The organism is Pelatocladus sp. BLCC-F211 (assembly GCF_041928655.1).
Classification (GTDB): domain Bacteria; phylum Cyanobacteriota; class Cyanobacteriia; order Cyanobacteriales; family Nostocaceae; genus Pelatocladus.
Genome location: NZ_JBHFLM010000050.1, coordinates 43,311 through 63,602 on the forward strand (window position 1 = coordinate 43,311; position 20,292 = coordinate 63,602).

The 20,292-nt window shown below is 40.6% G+C and carries 17 protein-coding genes; 9 read left to right on the forward strand and 8 right to left on the reverse strand.

Annotated elements, in window-relative coordinates; all coding sequences use genetic code 11:
- Window positions 1-85: 85 nt before the first annotated feature.
- Window positions 86-2,158 carry a protein kinase gene (locus tag ACE1AT_RS05190; protein WP_374866232.1) on the reverse strand — a complete coding sequence of 691 codons (2,073 nt, stop codon included), beginning with the start codon at window positions 2,156-2,158 and terminating at the stop codon, window positions 86-88.
- A 564-nt stretch (window positions 2,159-2,722) separates the two neighbouring features.
- Here ACE1AT_RS05190 and ACE1AT_RS05195 point away from each other — a divergent pair.
- Window positions 2,723-4,066, forward strand: a complete 1,344-nt coding sequence (locus ACE1AT_RS05195) for a peptidase (protein WP_374866233.1) — start codon at window positions 2,723-2,725, stop codon at window positions 4,064-4,066.
- 90 nt (window positions 4,067-4,156) lie between these two features.
- Here ACE1AT_RS05195 and ACE1AT_RS05200 read toward each other — a convergent pair whose 3' ends face one another.
- The gene (locus ACE1AT_RS05200) at window positions 4,157-5,197 is read right to left on the reverse strand and encodes a WD40 repeat domain-containing protein (RefSeq protein ID WP_374866234.1); all 1,041 of its coding nucleotides are present in this window, start codon (window positions 5,195-5,197) and stop codon (window positions 4,157-4,159) included.
- Window positions 5,198-5,366: 169 nt separating this feature from the next.
- The gene (locus ACE1AT_RS05205; RefSeq protein WP_374866235.1) at window positions 5,367-7,406 is read right to left on the reverse strand and encodes a protein kinase; all 2,040 of its coding nucleotides are present in this window, start codon (window positions 7,404-7,406) and stop codon (window positions 5,367-5,369) included.
- Between the two features lie 1,002 nt (window positions 7,407-8,408).
- Here ACE1AT_RS05205 and ACE1AT_RS05210 point away from each other — a divergent pair.
- A complete protein-coding gene (locus ACE1AT_RS05210) occupies window positions 8,409-9,935 on the forward strand; it encodes a hypothetical protein (protein ID WP_374866236.1) in 1,527 nt (508 codons plus the stop codon).
- 61 nt (window positions 9,936-9,996) lie between these two features.
- Here the strand turns inward: ACE1AT_RS05210 and petJ are convergent, their stop codons facing one another.
- From petJ to ACE1AT_RS05230, 4 genes are all read right to left on the reverse strand, one after another.
- Window positions 9,997-10,341: a cytochrome c6 PetJ gene (gene petJ / locus ACE1AT_RS05215; RefSeq protein ID WP_374866237.1), complete on the reverse strand. Its 345-nt coding sequence runs from the start codon at window positions 10,339-10,341 to the stop codon at window positions 9,997-9,999.
- Window positions 10,342-10,727: 386 nt separating this feature from the next.
- Window positions 10,728-11,138: a plastocyanin gene (gene petE / locus ACE1AT_RS05220; protein ID WP_096675218.1), complete on the reverse strand. Its 411-nt coding sequence runs from the start codon at window positions 11,136-11,138 to the stop codon at window positions 10,728-10,730.
- Between the two features lie 225 nt (window positions 11,139-11,363).
- On the reverse strand, window positions 11,364-11,855 hold the full coding sequence (psbV, locus tag ACE1AT_RS05225) for a photosystem II cytochrome c-550 (protein ID WP_374866238.1): 492 nt from the start codon (window positions 11,853-11,855) through the stop codon (window positions 11,364-11,366).
- A gap of 538 nt (window positions 11,856-12,393) precedes the next feature.
- A complete protein-coding gene (locus tag ACE1AT_RS05230) occupies window positions 12,394-13,224 on the reverse strand; it encodes a carbohydrate ABC transporter permease (RefSeq protein ID WP_374866239.1) in 831 nt (276 codons plus the stop codon).
- A 404-nt stretch (window positions 13,225-13,628) separates the two neighbouring features.
- On the opposite strand from ACE1AT_RS05230, the gene ACE1AT_RS05235 reads away from it, so the two are divergent.
- On the forward strand, window positions 13,629-15,167 hold the full coding sequence (locus ACE1AT_RS05235) for a SulP family inorganic anion transporter (protein WP_374866240.1): 1,539 nt from the start codon (window positions 13,629-13,631) through the stop codon (window positions 15,165-15,167).
- Between the two features lie 156 nt (window positions 15,168-15,323).
- On the opposite strand, the gene ACE1AT_RS05240 is transcribed toward ACE1AT_RS05235, so the two are convergent.
- A complete protein-coding gene (locus ACE1AT_RS05240; RefSeq protein WP_374866241.1) occupies window positions 15,324-15,800 on the reverse strand; it encodes an NAD(P)H-quinone oxidoreductase subunit N in 477 nt (158 codons plus the stop codon).
- 944 nt (window positions 15,801-16,744) lie between these two features.
- Between ACE1AT_RS05240 and rplC the strand changes: the two genes are divergently transcribed.
- The 6 genes from rplC to rplV all read left to right on the forward strand — a co-directional run bounded on the left by rplC (window position 16,745) and on the right by rplV (window position 20,284).
- On the forward strand, window positions 16,745-17,377 hold the full coding sequence (rplC, locus tag ACE1AT_RS05245) for a 50S ribosomal protein L3 (RefSeq protein ID WP_374866242.1): 633 nt from the start codon (window positions 16,745-16,747) through the stop codon (window positions 17,375-17,377).
- A 78-nt stretch (window positions 17,378-17,455) separates the two neighbouring features.
- A complete protein-coding gene (gene rplD / locus ACE1AT_RS05250) occupies window positions 17,456-18,088 on the forward strand; it encodes a 50S ribosomal protein L4 (protein WP_374866243.1) in 633 nt (210 codons plus the stop codon).
- Window positions 18,081-18,395 carry a 50S ribosomal protein L23 gene (locus tag ACE1AT_RS05255; RefSeq protein WP_374866244.1) on the forward strand — a complete coding sequence of 105 codons (315 nt, stop codon included), beginning with the start codon at window positions 18,081-18,083 and terminating at the stop codon, window positions 18,393-18,395. The genes rplD and ACE1AT_RS05255 overlap by 8 nt, the downstream gene beginning before the upstream one ends.
- Before the next feature lie 147 nt (window positions 18,396-18,542).
- Window positions 18,543-19,406, forward strand: coding sequence for a 50S ribosomal protein L2 (gene rplB, locus ACE1AT_RS05260; protein ID WP_374866245.1), 864 nt, complete (start codon window positions 18,543-18,545; stop codon window positions 19,404-19,406).
- Window positions 19,407-19,561: 155 nt separating this feature from the next.
- Complete coding sequence (gene rpsS, locus ACE1AT_RS05265) at window positions 19,562-19,837, forward strand: 30S ribosomal protein S19 (RefSeq protein WP_017310490.1); 276 nt, start codon at window positions 19,562-19,564, stop codon at window positions 19,835-19,837.
- A gap of 84 nt (window positions 19,838-19,921) precedes the next feature.
- Window positions 19,922-20,284 carry a 50S ribosomal protein L22 gene (rplV, locus tag ACE1AT_RS05270; protein WP_374866276.1) on the forward strand — a complete coding sequence of 121 codons (363 nt, stop codon included), beginning with the start codon at window positions 19,922-19,924 and terminating at the stop codon, window positions 20,282-20,284.
- Window positions 20,285-20,292: the final 8 nt, after the last annotated feature.

The following is a 20,292-nucleotide window of genomic DNA, read 5'->3' on the forward strand; positions in this document are numbered from 1 at the left end:
CAGTTTAAGGAATACACCATTGTCCGACAACAAGATACATCACCACTAGATGCAATCCCCAATCCCCAATCCCCAATTCCCAAACTCAATCCTGCACTCGCCAAATCTTAATAATATTCTCTGCACTACCCCCACTAGCAACAGTCTGTCCATCTGAACTAATGGCAACAGAATAGATATAACCAGAGTCTCTTTTGAGAGTACGAATTTCTTTTCCTGTTTTCAGATTCCACAGTTTAATCGTATTGTCACTACTACCACTGACAAGACTCACTTTATCTAAAGATTTATTGTTAGCAGTATTAGATATAAAAGCAACGGAATTGACTTTATCAGTATGGGCTTTTAAAGTCAGAGTTGCTTTTCCTGTTGCCAAGTTCCACAGTTTGATAGTTTTGTCCTTACTACCACTAGCCAGGCTAGCACCATCGGGACTAAAAGCTACAGAAACAATTAAATCAGAATGTCCTTTTAAGGTACGGATATTCTTAGCAGTATTGACATTCCACAGTCTAATAGTTTTATCCCAGCTACCGCTAGCAACAGTTTGTCCATCGGGACTAAAAGCTACAGAAGCGATCGCCCCAGAATGTCCCGCAAGAGTGCAAATTTCTTTGCCGGTTTTGACATTCCACAGTTTGAGCGTCTTATCTAAACTAGCACTAGCAAGAGTTTGCCCATCAGGACTAAAAGCTACAGAAGTGACACCAGCTTTATGTCCCTTGAGGGTGAAAATTTCCCTTCCGGTTGCTAAATCCCATAATTTAACTGTTTTGTCTGCACTTGCACTCGCAAGAGTTTGTCCATCAGGACTAAACACGACACCCCAAACCCATTCAGAATGTCCTCGTAAAGTCTGAATTTCTTTTTGAGTTGCTAAATCCCAAATTTTAATAGTTTTGTCGTCACTACCACTAGCCAGTTTTTGACCATCAAAGTCAAAAGCGACAGAATTAACATCGCTAGCATGTCCTTTTAAAGTGATGGGTTCGTCAGATTTTTGAGTTACAGTCACAGTCTCTTGAGGTGGAACAGGATCAGCAGACTGAGTTACCTGTGGGCGAGACTGAAAATACCAAACCCCTACTAATGCCAATATGACAATTACAGCATTAATGAATAATCTATTTTTAAAATTTTTAGTTGATTGTGCAAAAAATCCGCCTCTATTTTCTGACGAACCTGACAATACAGTTTCATCAAGTTCTGGTAATGGTGATGGTTGACGTGATAAATCTCTAATTACATCATCGGCTGATTGATAGCGTTCTTGAATCTCTATCTTGAGCAGCTTGTCCAAAACCCTACCCAACTCCATAGAAAGGGCGAGTCCACCTCTACTAGGAGTACTAAAATATTGCCACCAAGATGACACCCAACCATAGCCTTGTTGCATCCACAATTTTGATGGGGAAGTTCCAGTTAGCAGGTAAAAACAAGTGGCGCCCAAACTAAATAAATCACTAGCTGGATAAGCCTCTCCATCCTGCATTTGTTCAACGGGAGTATACCCATGTGAACCAATAGTTGTTCCCATTTTCGGCTGCACTGTTGTCGTTAGCAGCTTTGAGGCTCCAAAATCAATTAATACTAGCTCTCCTTTGGAATCTCTTTCTACAGAAGGATGCAAGGATTTACGACGAATAATATTTTGAGGCTTGATATCTCGGTGAACTACATCGTGATCATGAACAAATTTCAGAACTGGTAGTAAATCCAATAAAAGTTCTCGGATTTTTCTCTCGCTAAATCTACCTTGCTGCTGCAATTCTTTTAATAAATTTTGTCCATCTATATATTGTTGTACTAAATATAAATAGTTATCTTGCTCAAAGTAAGCTAGCAGATGGGGTATTTGTGGGTGTTCTCCCAACTCTTGTAGGCGTTGGGCTTCCTGTTCAAAAAGCTGGACAGCCTTCTTTAAAGCCCCTGTGTCTTTGACTTTTGGGGCGAGTTGCTTAACAACACATTTTGCATTTAGTTTGTCGATATCTTCCGCTAGATAGGTGATACTAAATCCACCTTCTACAGACAATCTGTCGATAACACGGTAGTGACCTCTAAGCAGAGGTATTAGTAGGGTTCCACAATTCTGACAATATTGGCTATCATCAGGATTTAAAGGATCTTGGCAATCGGGATTTAGGCAGCAAATCATACTAGCAAGAAATTTGCAGCTTGAGTATATGTTAATTCATGACGTATCATTTTGCTATTAATTTGCCAAAACAAAGTTTCTGACTCCAGAATCAATCTATTGGTAACTAGGCAATTTAAAATTAAAGTATGGGATTTTTTCTATAATCGTGGTTGCCAGCAGCACAGGTGCTGATATTAGTATGTCTATGTCCACATTTTATATATTACCAAATAAGCAGGGAAACAACATTTTTTTACAAACTTGTACGGTTAGGAATCAAAAATTCATCAATAATACTTGTGTTTAGTAAATACCATGCAAAGCAGATACAATATTTTGTGGCTAGTGAATATATCCAATATCTAATAAAAACAACTATCTAAAGTAATAAAAGCAGGAGCCTATTACTACCTACAATGAAAATTTGATTTATAAGTAATGCCTAATTTCAAAATCACTAAAATTATTTATACTTAAAAATCTCATTACAATCAAGATGATTTTTAGGGTATTTTTAGGATTATTAAACTAAACTTTTTGTGTTTCATATATTATCTATGCATCAAAATTGTGAGGATTGATATGTTCGTAGGAAGAAATAACAAAAACTTTTGGAATAAATTTGATTTAGCTTTAATTATTTCTCTGAGTAGTAGTTTGTTAATCACAAATTATGCTCTACCTATAGCTGCGTTGGAAATTCCCAAACAGTCTGAAGAATTCACAATTGCTAAAACACCAGATGAGAGACAACCAGAAGCAGTCAAACAAGCGATTGAGCAAATTCCTGTTACGCAACCATCCCCAGCGGCTCAAACTAATCAACCGATAGAATCTCCCATCCGCCCCACACCTACACCCTCTCCAACACCAACATCTACTCCAAAACCTCAACCTTCTGGTACTGGTTCTACTCCAACACCAACACCAACACCAACACCAACATCTACTCCAAAACCCCAACCTTCTGGTACTGGTTCTACTCCAACACCAACACCAACATCTACTCCAAAACCCCAACCTTCTGGTACTGGTTCTACTCCCAGTACCCAACCAGTACCACAGCCAACTTCTCGTCCTTCTAAACCAAATACGCCGAAACCGACTTATACCCAACCAGCGCCACAGCCAACTTCTCGTCCTGTTAATTCTTCACCTTCTAGGACTCAGCCTACAAATAATAATAGGAATTCTGGTGGCTCACCTGTTTCTGGTAGCAAAATACCTAACGCCAAACCAATTAACTTTGTAGACATTCAATTGGGTGTCTTAGCTCCAGGTGATTTTAAATCTCAAGGTAGGTATTTTCACTTTTATCAGTTTGAAGGCAGAGAAAATCAATTAATTCAAATCAGACTGATTGGTAGTGCTGACCAACGCCGTTCTAACAATCTGAATCTAAATCCATTCATGATTTTGCTTGACCCCAACAATAACGTTCTTGCTAAAAGAAGCAGTGGGGAAACAGGTAGTAATGGGGAAGTCAAAGACGCATTTCTATTTGTCAGATTACCTGCTAGAGGTGTTTATACCATCGCAGTCACTAGTCGCAATCCTGGAGAAATAGGTCGCTATAGTTTAGCTTTAAGGAACGACAGAGCTAGTTACACTCTCGATGAATCAGACCAATTGACAGCAAACGGCTCTAAACTTAAAAACAATGGTAGTCCTTACAATGTTTCTAGGTTTGAGGGTAAAAAAGACCAACTTGTGAGTATACGTGTAGATAGTGTTCTAGAACAGTTTTCCCCCTACATCGTTCTGCTCAACTCCAAAGGTCAAGTCATTGCTGCGGATAATGAAAAAGATGGTAGATACACCGCTCTGATTGATCGAGCTAAGTTACCTGAAGATGGAGCTTATTATGTTGTGGTCATTTCCTCTGTCCCTCAACGAACAGGTACATATCGATTGACTATTTTTTAGTAAACAACAAAATCCCCGACTTCGCAGAAATCGGGGATTTGGCTATCTTAATTTTCACAACTCCTACACCGATTGCTATACCACTAATCTTTACTGCGATACCCGCCAAATCTTGATCGTTTTATCTAGACTACTACTTGCAACAGAATTACCATCAGCACTAAAAGCGACAGACCAAACTTTGTCGTCATGTCCTGTGAGAGTGCGAATTTCTTCTCCTGTGTTCACATTCCAAAGTTTGATGGTCTTGTCCCAACTACCACTAGCCAAAGTCTTCCCATCTGGACTAAAGCTGATAGACCAAACCTTATTGGTATGACCTGTAAATGTGTAACTTTCTTTACCTGTTTTCAAATTCCATAGTTTGATCGTGTTGTCCCAGCTACCAGTTGCTAAAGTATTGCTATCAGGAGTAAAAGCAAGGGAATGAACGGCCTGTGTGTGACCTCTCAAGACGCGAATTTGTTTTCCTGTGTGTAAATTCCACAGTTTCACACTGCTGTCAAAATAACTACTACTTGCAACTGTATTTCCATCGGGGCTAATAGCGATCGCATCTACTACGTCACAATCTCCTTTGAGGGTACGAATCTGTTTGCTTGTGGCTACATCCCAGAGTTTAATGCTTTGATCCCAACTGCCACTAACTAAAGTTTGGTTATCTGAACTGAAGGCAATAGACTGAACTGAGGCAAGATGTCCTTTTAAAGTCTGAAGTAATTTTCCTGTTTGCAAATCCCAAAGTTTTATGGTATTATCTGCACTGGCAGACGCAAGCATTTTGCCATCTGGACTGATAGCAACAGAGTTGATCCATTCAGAATGCCCTTTCAAGGTGTGTAATTCCGAGCCTGTTGTCACATCCCAAATTTTGATAGTTTTGTCTGTGCTTGCAGAAGCAAGTTTCTTACCATCTGGACTAATCGCCACAGACCAAACGGGGTAGGCATGTCCTTTGAGGGTGAGAGCGTCGCCGACCCCAACATTTGCCCATGCTGCTTTATTCGGCTGACTAAGGCTTTCAGGAGACAAGCTGGTGGCACCTGGAGCAGATTGCCACAGCCAAGTTCCTCCAGAACCTAAAAGTATAATCGCCGCACCCGTTAAGATTTTGATTTTTGAGTAGCTCATTTGTACAGATATTGCAAATTCAGCAGTTGCTTAAGTCTCACGCTGTGAAATTCACAAACCAGAGATTTGATATATTTTCTTGGGGATAAATTTATTTACCCATTGGATGAATGACTTTTCAGATTTATTGGTCAAGATTTAACATTACTTTTTATATGTAAAAAAATGATTAAGTTGAGACTCGCCAAATTTTGATGACGTTGTCAAAACCGCAACTGACTAGGATGTTGCCATTGTGACTAAAAGCTAGAGACTGGACTCCGTCGCCGTGTCCTGCTAGGGTGCGAATTTGTTCGCCCGTTTTTATATTCCACAATTTAATAGTCTTATCGCTACTACCGCTAGCAAGAGTTTGACCATCTGGACTCAGGGCGATCGCTCGAACTCCTCCAGAATGGCCCAAAAGGGTACGAATTTCTTTTCCAGTTGTCAAATCCCAAATTTTGATGGTTTTATCATCACTTCCACTGATCAGGGTTTTCCCATCTGGCGTAATGGCGATGGATGTTACAGCTTGGGTATGTCCTGTAAGAGTACGAATCTCGTTTCCGGTTGTCACATCCCAAATTTTGATAGTTTGATCACGACTAGCACTGATCAATGTTTTTTGATCAGGACTGAAGACGATAGATCGCACCCAAGAGGTATGACCATTAAAAGTGCGAATTTCCTGGCCAGTTGCTAAATCCCATAATTTAATCGTGTTATCGTCGCTACCGTTGGCTACAAGATTACCATCCGGGCTAATAACCAGGGTATGAACTGAGTTTGTATGTCCCTCAAAAGTTCGGATTTCCTGTCCTCTGGACAGGTTCCAGAGCTTGATGGTTTTGTCTTCACTACCACTGACCAAGGTTTGCCCATCTGGGGTGATGCTAACAACATTAACGCGATCGCTATGCCCTTTCAAAGTAATGATTTCCTGTCCGGTGATTAAACTCCAAAGTTTAATCGTGTCCCCACTGTTGCTGACAATTGTTTTACCATCTGGGCTAATCGCAACAGACAAAACCGATTTGGAGGGTGATTTGAAAGTATGCGCCAAATAAAAATTCCCCATAGGCAGTTTAGACGATTGGGGAAGAATTGCTTCAGTATTTGTTGCTGTGTTCTCTGATTGACCAAAACGAGAAGAAACAGACATGTCAAAGTGATGAGATTGGCGATAGAAGAATTCACCCAAGACGATCAACATGACAAAAGAACTCAGCAAGAATAAATTTCTTACCAACGTGTATTTTTTAGGTACAAATGGCGGCTGAGTTGGTGGTAGTATTACCGATGAGTTAGCTACTTCTGTTTTTCGTTCTGATAGCTGCTTAGACATCAAAGCTTTCAGAACTTGTTCAGCTGATTGATAACGCTGGTGAGTATCTTTTGCTAATAGTTTGTCAATAACTTCAGCCAGTTCAGTGGCGATCGGACTCTTTAAATAGTGTTGCCAATCTTGCACCCAAGCATAGCCATGTTCTGTCCACAATTTAAAAGGAGAAACTCCTGTCAACAGATGAAAGCAAGTAGCTCCTAAACTGAATAAATCGCTGGCTGGGTAGGCTTTCCCATCTCTGATTTGTTCGATCGCGGAATAGCCATGTGAACCAATCGAAGTACCCATTTGTATATGTACTTTCGCTGTTAATTGCTTGGAAGAACCAAAATCAATCAAGCATAGACGCCCATCATTTTTACGGCGGATAATATTCTGTGGCTTGATATCTCTATGAATAACTCCTCGTTCATGAATAAATCTTAAAACAGGTAGTAAATCTAACAAAATTTCTCGAATTTCTTTAGCACTATACCCTCTTTTTTGTTGCAACTCCTTTAACAAATTCTCTCCATCTATAAACTGCTGCACCAAATAGAGGTATGTGTTTTCTTCAAAATAAGCCAATAAAGTTGGGATTTGCGGATGTTCTCCGAGTTGTTGCAAACGCTGCGCCTCTCTTTGAAATAAATCCATTGCTTTAGAAAGGGCCCAGCTTTCTTGGAATTTAGGTGCTAATTGCTTGATAACGCAGCGTTCGTTAAGTTTATCTTTATCTTCTGCCAAGTAAGTTCTACCAAATCCACCCTCATCTGAAAGCACGCGGATGACACGAAAACGTTTCCGTAACAGTTGTACGAGGGGACTGTTACAAGTTTGGCAGAACTCCTTTCCATCAGGATTTAGGGGATGTGGGCAATCAGGATTTAAGCAGCAGATCATTGATTACAAAAGGTACAACTGCGTGACAAATGACGCTAAGGATGCCCCGAAAAATTTTTCTATATGATTAATATTCTCTTGTATTATACTAAATTCCTATGAAATTTTTGTAATTCTTTTGAATACAAGCTAGTAAATGAATTAATCAGTAAGTATCAAGCTATATCATCTTGAATTATGAAAATTTGATGTATTGGATACATCAGGACTTTATTTATCGAATTATTTATAGAAACTGAATAGTAGTCAGTAATCAAGCTTATACGATTTTGGATTTTAGATTACTCTGTCGAGTAGCCGCACTTCGTGCGTCTATAGATTTTGGATTGGGAAACTCTTTGTGCATAAGAGTTTTGTAAGTCTATCTGTCGCATTCATTTTTCAAATTGGTATTAATTGATTGAGTTACCATAGACGCAACGGAAAATCAAGGGTTTTAACTTTTTGGATGATACAAATATATCGGTAGGGGTGTATGGCTGCACGCCCCTACAATACATCTAATATGTATCAGGATCTTTGTGAAATGGTATCAGATTTTGAATTTCTCTTAATTGTCTATTGATTTGCCTTAGCTAATCTCAATAGATTAAGTTATACTTAAGTACCGCTCAAAAGTTTTAGCATTGAGGAAGCTTTGTATGTTTGCACTTAGAATTACAAAGTAGAAAATTTTTCCTCTGCCTAATCTAGAGCTATTGTATGCAAAACATCAGCTTGAGCTTTTCTTTTCACTGTTGCAATCTTGATAATTGTGATAATTGTGCAATGCTAACAAAATTAACTATTGTTGAAGATTAGGATTGACCAAAGTCAATTTTTAGTACAATATAATATCAATTTTAATAAAATAGTTTTAAGGTTTTGGAGTTTTCCTGTTTTGACTGATGACGCAGGAAGTTATTATTTGTAGAGGAACGCAGTTACAAAAGAGAGATTACTTGAGTCAAAGATTTAGGTTTGTCAGCTTACTTTAATCAAGCCGAGTGAACGATAACAACTATGTCATACGTTTCCGTATTAAAAAGCATACCAGAAATAATTAGTCAGCCAACAGGAATAGCAGTATTAGCTTCTGTTGGTATCCACGGTGTAATCGCATTATTTCTGCCGTGGATGCAGATGGAAACTCAACCAAAACAGACAAAATCACCAAAAACAGGCGTCGGACTTGTTGAATTAAACCAGGCTGATCAAAGTCGTTTGCCACAGACAACTACATCTGCGCTTCCCAAGCAACCAGGGATTTCCTTACAAGGAAAACTTCCCCAAGCTGGACAAGTTCCTCTACAAGCGCAAGTTCCCCCATTTCCCAACTTTGCGTTCAAATCAACACCCTTACCCACGCAGCAATCACCAACTTCTCTGGTTGAGCCGCCACTAACCTCTATTCCCGTATCTCCAAATCGAGTTAGCATCCTACCTCTACCGAGGAGGAGCCAGTTGCAGGTACAACAGAACCCAAATTTCCCACTTCAATCAAATTTTGACAGCAGCCAGAACAATACAACAACTGTTCCGCGTGTAAATGATCGGAAAGTAGCTCGTTTGCAAGATGAAATTGACTTAGGAAAACCGCAGCCACTACCTTCTTCTGTCAATACGCCTAACTCCCAATACCCCACAAACTTACCGGATTTACAAGCTGCTAACATTCCCACTAATTTACCTAACACGCCGACTTCCGTTTATTCCAATAACTCTAGTACTCCTAATTCTAGTACTCCAAATGGGTTGTCAAATCAGGAATTCCCTGTTGCTACAAGTACTCCACAACCAGGAAGTAACCTAGCGATGGGAGGTACAAACTTACCACAATGGCAATCACAACAGCCTACAACACCTCAGACATCCAATTTGCCATCAACAGCAACAACATCCCAGACGACAGCACAGCAAATCGCCAAAATAAATTCTTTAAATGATCAATTGCGAAAAGTAAGAGATCAATACCCCAACATTGAAACCAAGAAACTCATCTCCGAAACCGTTAGTGGTCAAAGAGGTCAGGAAGGTAAAATAGAGGGTGGTTTGGTATACACCGATGGCAAGGTAGAATCTATAGAATTTCTGGACAATTCAGCTTCATCTAGCCTCCAAGTAGCAGCACGGGAATATTTTAGAGAGTATTTCCAGAAAAATCCTGTGCAGGCTAATGGCAAACCCCAGTATTATCCATTTCGACTCTCTTTCTTACCGAATAATAATATTGCTCCCGCAACAGCTACTCCATCAAAATTACCTGCACTAGTTCCTCAAAAATTGCCGATTTTGGAAACAACTAAAACACAGCCATCTCCCAATGGACAGCAGGATTTAAAACAGCGTTTGCGATCGCTTCCCCAAAATCAATCATCACCCCAACAGCAGCAACCCATACAATCAGTACAAGTGGGGACAAATCAAGCTCAACCCATACCAAAACTATCCCAACCACAAGTTAATCAAAACACTCAAAACCCCAACCAAAAACTAATACAACAGCTGCGCCAAGTTAAACAGGAAAGACAAAACCCTAATCAACAGTAAACAGTAATCAGTTATCAGTAATTTGTTCACTGATAACTGATTACTGATAACTGATAACTGATTACCAACCCTGTTCTGCTTTCTGAAAAACGTAGGTAGCTACTTCAATAATTTCATCTTCGCTTAACTTGCTTTTAAAAGCAGGCATAGCATTTTTACCGTTTTGTACTTGGTGAATAATTGCTGTAAGTGAGTTAGCGTTATAATTTTCCAGATACTTTTGTAAGGCTTCCTTTCTCAAAGTTTTTTCAGCGATGAGAATATTCCCACCACCAATATGACAAGAAGCACAGTTAGAAGCAAATATTTTGGCAGCAGGAGGAATTTCAGCCGCCTGTGCTGGACTGATAAATATAAAAATAAACAGAGCGATCGCAAATAGCAAAATTAATAATAGTAATCTCAAAGTCTTGACCTCGCAATAAGCTTCCAGCCATTGAAAAATCCTTTCAGTAATATTCTATGGCTGTTCAAAGCTTTCAAGGCGTATTCAACAGGCACGACTTTGCGGAATAACGATAATTCCGAGCAGTGTAAAAAGTGGATTTATCCCTGGAATCAGTTGCGTCTTCTAAAATCTAAAATCTAAAATCTAAAATCCAAAATCGGATGACGAGTCTATTCTCTAGTTTGCCATTTGGCTTCTAGTACCATCAACAGTAGGAATCAGACTCGTCATCGCATTTGAGTTATGTGTGCATTCTCGTTTAGTGTGGCGAAGCATCACTCGAAGAGTATGCCAAGTCTAGTTTTCCACAGAAACCTCTGCTAAAACTCAAGTGGAGTGCCTAATTATTCAACAGTTAGTTTACCAGCCATGCCAGCACCACGGTGAGGCTCGCAGTAGAAGGTATAGTCACCCTTGGGAGCATCTGCGGGGATTGTGGTTTCATACTCTTGACCAGGACTCATCAGCAACTGCTTGTGAGTCCAAGCTTTCGCTAAATCAGCACTTTTTGACTGACCAGGATCAAATACAACATTGTGGGGAGGAACTTTGTTGTTTACCCATTTAATTGTGTCACCTGGCTTGACAGTCAACTTTGCAGGCTCAAACGCCAGCATTCCCTTATCACTGCCAAGTTTTACTGTATATGTATCAGCAGCAGCACTAGGAGTGAAAACAGCAAAGCTACCAACAACTAAAAGAATTGTTAACACCGCTAGACCAAAGCGACGCAAGCCGGCCGCAATTAATTTCATAGCCTTCTCCAATCAACAAGTTTTATTTTCCTCTATTCATTTTAGATAAAATTAAGGCCAAATATGACAAGATGTCGTAGATGTAAGATTTTTTTTGGAAAAATGATCAAAAATATAGTCATTAATCTCTCGTAAGTAGACCCAATCATCTCGGACTACTTACCAAAAGACTAATGACTAAAAACTGATGACTAAGAAATGATGACTATGTTAGTGACCGGGAGTTTAGTAATAAATTTTACCACCGCCCCACTTGATACCAATTACTTTCGGTTGTACTAAGATATAACCAGCGATCGCCTTCAAATCATCATCAGTGAGATTTCTCATTTCTGTGAAAATATCAGCACTCTTGATGCTGGGATGTAACTCAGAAATTTCATATTCTCCATCGTAGGTAGTGGGGTTTTTCATGTAATCCACTAGTCCTTCAATGTTATTACGGGGTGGTGTTGCCAATGCCAAAGCTTCAGGATCAAGCCCGACGTTCTGATTGGTTTTGGTAATTCCACCAGGGTGACACTGAGAGCAAGTACTGTTAAACAAGCGCTTGCCTTCTGTAAGCTCTTTCAGGCTGATTACAACTGTATCACCCTTTTCATTTAACTGTACTGTGCGTGAAGCTTGATCTATTTCCACTGCTGTTGCACTACCAACAACAAACTGAAAAGTCAGCAACACAGTAGCTACAAAAATGCCAATTAGTCTTTTTAACATCTTTCCCCTTAAAGATTTTGACGCTCAACACAGCTAAATCTCGCGATACTCAATCTTTTGTTGTTAACTGCCAGTTGTCAATTGTTTTTTGTTTTTTGTTTGTTGTTTGTTGTTTGTTGTTTGTTCCACCAACCACTAACAACGAACTAAACTATATTGGTTGCAATCGGTTGCATACAGATAAAACCTCTCCTACAGGATGGATGTTATCTGCTGGTATCTTTGTGATAAATAGGTTTGCACAACCCATAAAGTATGTTAACTGACAGATATAGATAAAGTCGCTGTTATACAAATATCACGTTAAGAGGCCAATTTGTTGCCCTAACTACTGGCTAGGGAAACAGGAAAACAGACAAATAGAAGTATGAGTATTTTTACTGTAAAGAAGTTGCGATCGCAATTCGGCATTGGGCATTGGGCAACAAGTTCTTAATTTTGACTTTTGACTTACCCTACCCTGCGGGAACGACTTTGTCGAACGGGAAGCCGCTTGCGCGTCTATGACTTTTGACTTGTTTTGTCTCCCTTCCAATTCCTACCCCTTCCCTCCTGTAAAAGTCACACTTTGAATAAAGTACCGATTGAAAAAAGCATAAATAGCTAAAGCTGGCAGAGTAAACACCATTGAAGCAGCCATGATATAGTTCCAATAGCTGATATACTGACCTTTGAAAGAATTTAAACCCAAAGGCAGAGTAAACATTTCCGGATCAAACAGTATCACCACAGGCAGCAAAAAATTATTCCAACTACCCATAAAAACAAAAACTGCCTGCGCTGCTAATGCTGGTTTTGCCAAGGGTAAAACAATACGCCAGAAAATCCCCAAAGAACTTAAACCATCAAGCGCAGCAGCTTCCTCTAATTCTTTAGGAAAGTTAACAAAAAACTGCCGCATCATAAAAATGAAAGTGGCATTCACCATACTGGGGACAATCATACCTTGATAGGAATTCAGCCAGCCGAAAGCTTTTAAAATCAAAAATGTTGGAATTAGTGTGATTTGTGCTGGTACTGCGAGTACTGCCAAAATCAGTAAAAACCAAAAATGTCTACCCCGAAATCGCAATCTTGCGAGGGCGTAACCAGCCATTGAATTGAACAGCAAGTTTAAAATAGTGACGCAAACGGCAATAACTACACTATTGAATAACCAACGCAGAAATAGTGGTTCTTGCAGGAAAATTAGCTTGTAATTGTCAAGAGTAAAGTTTTTGGGCAAAAAATTTGCTTCGCTGCTAACTATTTCAGACAGGGGCTTAAAGGATGCCGAAAGCGCCCACAAAAACGGAATGATGGTAATAACAGCGTACAGTGTCAACAGGACATACAAAAGTCCCTTTCTTATTGGTAAAGAAAGTTTCATAAAGCTAACTAGAGAGAGTCGTCACTTGTTATTGGTCAACTACAAACCCTCAAAACTAGTTTGACAGACTATATAGCGTTTGTGAGTTGAGAAGACACTTTCTTAGGGTTTATACGGTCAATATCAATATCTTTATCTAAACTTTATACATATTCATAACAGTATGAAGATGAAATCAAAATCATAATTGCTTGACAAATATATCTGAAATATATGACTTTAATGGTGTAAAAATAGCTTAGTTTTGATTTTTATCTAATACTAATGCATTTGTTTTCTATAGCTTCATGCAGGTCTATCAGACACTTGATGAAGATATCTGCATTAATTGCATTTTTGAAGCAATTAATTTTTAGTTTGCCAGTAAATAGCTACACAACAATACCACAGTAGCAGGGTTAAACATGCTTTTCAATCGACGAGAAAACGCTAACAAAAAACAGAGGAATAAAATTCAATTCTTACAGAAAAAAATAACGAGTAATCTGCATATATCTAAAATTAAAACCGAGGTACTTGCAGGTGTAACAGTAGCATTAGCGCTGATTCCAGAATCTTTGGCATTTGCTGCGATCGCCAAAGTTAACCCAATGGTAGCACTCTATACATCTTTTTGTATGGCAGTGGTCATTTCCTTAGTAGGAGGACGCCCAGGCATGATTTCAGCCGCGACTGGCTCAATGGCGTTACTGATGACAAAATTGGTTGAAAAGCATGGAGTAGAATATTTATTTGCTGCTACCATCTTGACAGGAATTATTCAATTTTCAATTGGGGTTTTGAAGTTAGAAAGATGCTTCAGTTTTATTCCTCAATCTGCTATTGCTGGATTTGTTAATGCTTTAGGAATTTTGATTTTTACCGCTCAGTTAAGGTTATTTGCTGGGGAACCTTGGCAAATGTATGTGATGGTAGCTGTCACACTGGCGATTGTCTACTTATTCCCACGTCTGACAAAGAGCATTCCTTCACCACTTATAGCAATTATTGCTATGACCATTGTCGCGATCGCAATGGATTTAGATATTCGTCGAGTCGGAGACATTGGAGAAATTACACGCAACTTACCTGTGTTACACATACCCCAGGTTAGTTTCTCCCTAGAAACACTCATGATTATCCTACCTTACTCACTAACCTTAGCGATCGTTGGACTATTAGAATCATTGTTAACAGCCGCTTTAGTCGATGAACTAACTGACACTCGCACTTCTAAGAATCGAGAAACAAAAGGTCAAGGAATAGCTAATGCAGTTACTGGGTTAATGGGTGGGATGGCAGGCTGTGGTATGGTGGGACAATCTGTCATCAATACTAGATGTGGTGCGAAAGGACGTTTGTCTACCTTCGTATCTGGTGCGTTTTTGCTGTTTTCTATCTTCGTACTGCGGGATCTTGTACAGCAAATTCCCATGGCTGCATTGGTTGGTGTGATGATTATGGTGTCCTTTGAAACTTTTGACTGGAAGTCTTTAAAGGTATTACGAAAGACACCACTACCAGAAGTATTAGTAATGCCTTTTACAGTCATAGTTGCACTAGCCACACACGACTTAGCCCAAGGCGTACTAGCAGGAGTAATTCTGAACTTACTAATATTTGGCTGGCAAGCAGCTCAAATTGGGACTACAGTTAGCATTGATCGTGATGAGAACAGAGTGTATTACATTCACGGTCAATTGTTTTTTGGTTCCGCGAACCAGTTTGTAGAATTGTTTGAATACACTACAGATACAGACAAAGTAGTCATTGATTTTCATCGTTCCCATGTATGGGATCAAGCCGCAGCCAATGCGATCGCCAAGGTAGTAAGCAAATATCACCGCCTCGATAAGCATGTTACAATCGCTGGACTAAACCATGATAGCCACACAACCGTTCGTAAATCTGGAGTCCCAGAACACGTAGTTAATTTGAGATCAAGTTCTAGTCAAGTGGCTTGAGAAGGGATCAGGGAAAGGGGATCAGGGAAAGGGGATCAGGGAAAAGGGATTGGGCAGAGATTTGTTGAATAATTCTCCCTTGTCTTCCATGTCCCCCATGTCTCCCATGTCCCCCTTGTCCCCGATCTCCGATCCCCGATCCCCGATCCCCAATATCTAGCTAGCTAACAGAGTTTTTCCCAGAGGCATCCAACGGAAGGCGCGATCGCCACCTCTTTCGATGACGACTTTGACTCGTGGTTCGAGCTTGGGTAAGTTCGCTAAGTACTCTATCTCTTCATCAGAAAGGATATGCCCTTCAATAATCCACAATACCAATCCTTTAGATTTTGGTGGTAACTGCTCTAGCTGATAGTTAACAATTGGTGGTACATAGTACACATAACCAACTGCTGCCCCACTACCAGTACTTTTTTTACCAAGATGTGCAGGTCGAACTCCATGAACACCTGTGAGATAAGCAGCTAAATCACCTAGTCCTCTAGCAGTTATATTGAGAGTCGTATAGCCTGCTGCACGTAGTCGGCGTCTGTAGCGACCTTCAAAACCTCCTTCTAGAGGTACGTAGACACCAAGAGCGCCATTTTTTTCTAGATCACGAATTAAAGTGTTACCAGTGGTAATTAGTGCCATAGGTTTTCGTCTTGTCCGACTTAGATATCTCTATTATTTACTTTTAGTCATCAAATTAAGTAAAACGATTAACTTATGCACAGGATAAGTAAGTCATCGGGAAGAATCAGAAACCTTTACCAATGACCAATGACCAACGCTAATTCTTGCACAACCTCTATTTTTGAAGTTTAAAAGGGTTTGGCTAGGCGATCGCATGGTTTTTCATCTTCTTACTTCTCATTACTATCAAAAATCTTAATAGACAAAAATCAATATTTGATCTATATTTTTAGATCGTGACCAAACTTAGGATACCCCTTCGTTGTTATTGCTAGCAATGATTTAGCATTTTAAGCTAAAAATCAAAGTTCTAAACAGAATTAGCTAGCTAGAATTGACAAGAGACTGGTAAACTATAAAAGCTTTCAGGTCAACGAAAACGAGTAGAGTTAAAAACTCAAACTCATTCCAGTCAGTAGAACAAATTCGCCCTTTCAAGAGAGCGAAACCACAGGCAAAACCTTAAAAGTTATATTTTAAGGTAATTGGAGGGGTAGAAACTGAGCAGTGATGTTGGTTTGTAGCATGGCGTAAGTCTCAGTTACAAGGATACTGGGTAGATTGCTGCCTAAGTCCTGCTACAAGCAAGTAAAGTGCCAGAGCAATTGCTGAGATAATTGTTGCACAAAGCTCCAAAGCCTTGTATTAAACCCAAACAATGTACTTTCTTGAATAGAAAGTATTTTGCTAGTTCTAATCCCATGTAAGTGAAAGCAAACGGATTCACATCATAGTAAAGATACTTGATGAAAGACCGGGTAAGTTGGAACCGCCATTACCTAAGCCGTTCCTGACTTCATAAGGCGCCGCCATATAGCGGAAAGTAGCTGACAAAGCTTCTGTACAAGTGTTCTGAAGAATCCAATTTCCTAAGAAAAAAGTAGAAAGGAGAGCCAGTAACTGTGTCTGTAGGTATTCTCGGCACCAAACTGGGCATGACCCAAATTTTTGACGATGCAGGAGTAGCTATTCCTGTGACAGTTATTCAGGCGGGACCATGTACAGTTACTCAAGTTAAAACAAAACAGACCGACGGTTACTCCGCCATCCAAGTAGGCTATGGCGAAGTTAAGCCAAAAGCGCTAAATAAACCTTTATTAGGTCATCTAGCGAAGTCATCAGCCCCAGCAGTGCGTCATTTAAATGAGTATCGCATTGATAACTCTGGTGACTATGCTCTGGGTCAAGAGATTAAAGCAGATATTTTTAGCGCAGGTCAACAAGTAGATGTCATAGGTACAAGCATCGGTCGTGGTTTTGCAGGCAACCAAAAACGCAACAACTTCGCTCGTGGGCCTATGTCGCACGGTTCTAAAAACCATAGAGCGCCTGGTTCTACCGGTGCTGGTACAACGCCCGGTCGTGTTTATCCAGGTAAGCGGGCGCCAGGACGTTTAGGAGGTAGCCGCACCACAATCAAAAAACTCACTGTAGTGCGAGTAGATTCAGACCGTAACTTATTGCTCATCAAGGGAGCTGTTCCTGGTAAACCTGGGTCTTTGGTAAATATTGTGCCTGCCAAGGTAGTTGGTTAGTTATTAGTCATTAGTCATTAGTCATTAGCGACTAACAAAAGACAAATGACAAAAGACAAATGACAAAGGACATTAAAAATGTTTGAATGTGTAGTCAAAAATTGGCAGGGAGAACAAGTCGGGCAAAAAAGCTTTGACTTGCAAGTTGCCAAAGAAAAAACGGCGGCTCATGTTGTGCATAGAGCCTTGATTAGACAAATGGCTAATGCTCGTCAAGGGACAGCCAGCACGAAAACCCGCTCTGAAGTCAGAGGCGGTGGTCGCAAACCTTGGCGGCAAAAAGGTACTGGTCGAGCGCGTGCAGGATCTATTCGTTCTCCACTGTGGCGTGGTGGCGGTGTCATCTTCGGGCCCAAACCCAGAGACTATGAAATTAAGATGAACCGCAAAGAGCGGAAGTTGGCATTGCGGACAGCATTTGCTGGCCGCGTTGATGACTTAATTGTGGTAGAAGAATTTAGCGAACAGCTACAGCGTCCCAAGACCAAAGAATTAGTGTCAGCGATCGCCCGTTGGGGTATCGAGCCAGAAAGTAAGACACTATTGATATTGTCCGAGAAAAGCGAAAACGTAATTTTGTCAGCCCGTAACGTTGAGAATCTCAAACTCATCGCTGCTGACAACCTCAATGTTTACGATTTACTCCACGCAGACAAAATCGTCCTTACCGCATCAGCCCTAGAAAAAATTCAGGAGGTCTACAGTGCCTAACTTCGACCCCCGCAAACTCCCTGACCTAGTGCGTCGCCCCATTGTGACTGAAAAGGCGACCATGCTCATGGAGCAAAATAAGTATACTTTTGAAGTTTCTCCCAAAGCGACTAAGCCAGAAATCAAAGCAGCAATAGAAAGTCTGTTTGATGTCAAAGTCGTACAAGTTAATACCAGCAATTGTCCACGCAAAAAGCGTCGCGTCGGCAGATTTATTGGTTTCAAGCCCCAATACAAGCGAGCCATTGTCACAGTGGCTACTGGGGACGAAAACAAGATCAGACAAGTTTTATTCCCCGAAGTCTAAGAATTGTAGATTGTTAGATTTTGGATTTTAGATTAGGGGTCATTAGTGAGTAGGAAAGAAATTTTTGTAATTGCTTGAATCCTCATTAATCCAAAATCCAAAATCCAAAATTGGTGAATCCAAAATCCAAAATCCAAAATAAAAATTATGGGTACTCGTTCTTATCGCCCTTATACCCCCAGTACTCGCCAGGTCACGATTTCCGACTTTGCAGAAATTACCAAAACTGAGCCGGAAAAGTCTTTAACTAAATATGTACATCGTGCCAAAGGCCGCAATAACCAAGGGCGGATAACCAGCCGCTTTCGGGGGGGCGGACACAAGCGGCTTTACCGCATCATCGACTTCAAACGTAATAAACGTGATATTCCCGCAGAAGTCATCGCCATTGAATACGATCCCAATCGTAACGCTCGCATCGCGCTTTTACAGTACCAAGATGGCGAAAAGCGTTATATTCTCCAACCCAACGGTTTAAAAGTTGGCACAACAGTAATAGCTGGTGTTAATGCTCCCATTGAAGATGGTAACGCCTTACCTTTGTCAAATATTCCGTTGGGTACAAGCGTTCACAACGTTGAGTTGACTCCTGGTAAAGGTGGTCAAATCGTTCGCTCTGCTGGAGCAACCGCCCAAGTCGTAGCCAAAGAAGGTAATTATGTCACCCTGAAATTACCTTCAGGAGAAGTCCGCATGATCCGCCGGGAATGCTATGCCACTATTGGGCAAGTAGGTAACGTCGATGCTAGAAACTTGAGTGCAGGTAAAGCAGGTAGAAATCGCTGGAAAGGTCGTCGTCCTCATGTTAGAGGTAGCGTCATGAACCCAGTTGATCACCCCCACGGTGGTGGTGAAGGTCGCGCCCCCATCGGTCGCTCTGGACCTGTTACTCCTTGGGGTAAACCAGCATTGGGTCTGAAGACACGTAAACCCAAAAAACCAAGTAGCAAATTGATTGTGCGTCGTCGCCGTAAATCTTCTAAGCGCGGACGCGGTGGTCGTGAATCATAGAATTTTAGATTTGAGATTTTGGATTTTAGATTGGGTCATTAGTGAGTAGGAAAGAAATTTTTGTAATTGACTGAATCCTCATTAATCTGAAATCCAAAATCCGAAATCCAAAATCCGAAATCCAAAATCCAAAATCCAAAATCCAAAATCGAATTATGGGTCGTTCTCTTAAAAAAGGTCCTTTCGTAGCAGATCATTTGTTAAGCAAAATAGAGAAGCTTAACGATAGCAATAGGAAAGAAGTGATCAAAACCTGGTCACGAGCTTCGACAATTCTGCCGGAAATGGTTGGTCATACCATCGCCGTTCATAACGGACGGCAGCATGTACCCGTTTTCATCAGCGACCAAATGGTGGGACATAAGCTGGGCGAATTTGCTCCCACACGCACTTTTAGAGGTCATTCCAAAGATAAAAAAGCAGGTAGGTAGTTTGTCCTTAGTCACTTGTCATTTGTCCTTTGTAAATGACGAATGACAAATGACAAATGACAAATGACAAAAATGGAGAAAACTATGGATGTTGATACTACTAATGAAGTAAAAGCGATCGCCCGTTACATACGCATGTCTCCTTATAAAGTGCGTCGGGTACTCGACCAAATTCGTGGGCGGTCTTATCGAGAAGCACTGATCATTCTGGAATTTATGCCCTATCGTGCTTGTGAACCAATATTAAAGGTTCTCAGAAGCGCTGCTGCTAATGCAGAGCATAATGAAGGATTTGACAGGGCTAATTTGGTGATCACTAAGGCCTATGCAGATCAAGGGCCAGTACTGAAAAGGTTTCAACCAAGGGCGCAAGGTCGAGCGTACCAGATTCGCAAACCAACATGTCATATTACAGTTGCTGTTGCTCCTGGAGCCTCAGCAAAATAAGTGCTTAC

What these genes read in the sequence shown, in the direction of transcription:
- ACE1AT_RS05190 (WP_374866232.1), bottom strand. Translation starts at nt 2,158, where the DNA reads ATGATTTGCTGCCTAAATCCCGATTGCCAAGATCCTTTAAATCCTGAT.
- ACE1AT_RS05195 (WP_374866233.1), top strand. Translation starts at nt 2,723, where the DNA reads ATGTTCGTAGGAAGAAATAACAAAAACTTTTGGAATAAATTTGATTTA.
- ACE1AT_RS05200 (WP_374866234.1), bottom strand. Translation starts at nt 5,197, where the DNA reads ATGAGCTACTCAAAAATCAAAATCTTAACGGGTGCGGCGATTATACTT.
- ACE1AT_RS05205 (WP_374866235.1), bottom strand. Translation starts at nt 7,406, where the DNA reads ATGATCTGCTGCTTAAATCCTGATTGCCCACATCCCCTAAATCCTGAT.
- ACE1AT_RS05210 (WP_374866236.1), top strand. Translation starts at nt 8,409, where the DNA reads ATGTCATACGTTTCCGTATTAAAAAGCATACCAGAAATAATTAGTCAG.
- petE (WP_096675218.1), bottom strand. Translation starts at nt 11,138, where the DNA reads ATGAAATTAATTGCGGCCGGCTTGCGTCGCTTTGGTCTAGCGGTGTTA.
- psbV (WP_374866238.1), bottom strand. Translation starts at nt 11,855, where the DNA reads ATGTTAAAAAGACTAATTGGCATTTTTGTAGCTACTGTGTTGCTGACT.
- ACE1AT_RS05230 (WP_374866239.1), bottom strand. Translation starts at nt 13,224, where the DNA reads ATGAAACTTTCTTTACCAATAAGAAAGGGACTTTTGTATGTCCTGTTG.
- ACE1AT_RS05235 (WP_374866240.1), top strand. Translation starts at nt 13,629, where the DNA reads ATGCTTTTCAATCGACGAGAAAACGCTAACAAAAAACAGAGGAATAAA.
- ACE1AT_RS05240 (WP_374866241.1), bottom strand. Translation starts at nt 15,800, where the DNA reads ATGGCACTAATTACCACTGGTAACACTTTAATTCGTGATCTAGAAAAA.
- rplD (WP_374866243.1), top strand. Translation starts at nt 17,456, where the DNA reads ATGTTTGAATGTGTAGTCAAAAATTGGCAGGGAGAACAAGTCGGGCAA.
- rplB (WP_374866245.1), top strand. Translation starts at nt 18,543, where the DNA reads ATGGGTACTCGTTCTTATCGCCCTTATACCCCCAGTACTCGCCAGGTC.
- rpsS (WP_017310490.1), top strand. Translation starts at nt 19,562, where the DNA reads ATGGGTCGTTCTCTTAAAAAAGGTCCTTTCGTAGCAGATCATTTGTTA.
- rplV (WP_374866276.1), top strand. Translation starts at nt 19,922, where the DNA reads ATGGATGTTGATACTACTAATGAAGTAAAAGCGATCGCCCGTTACATA.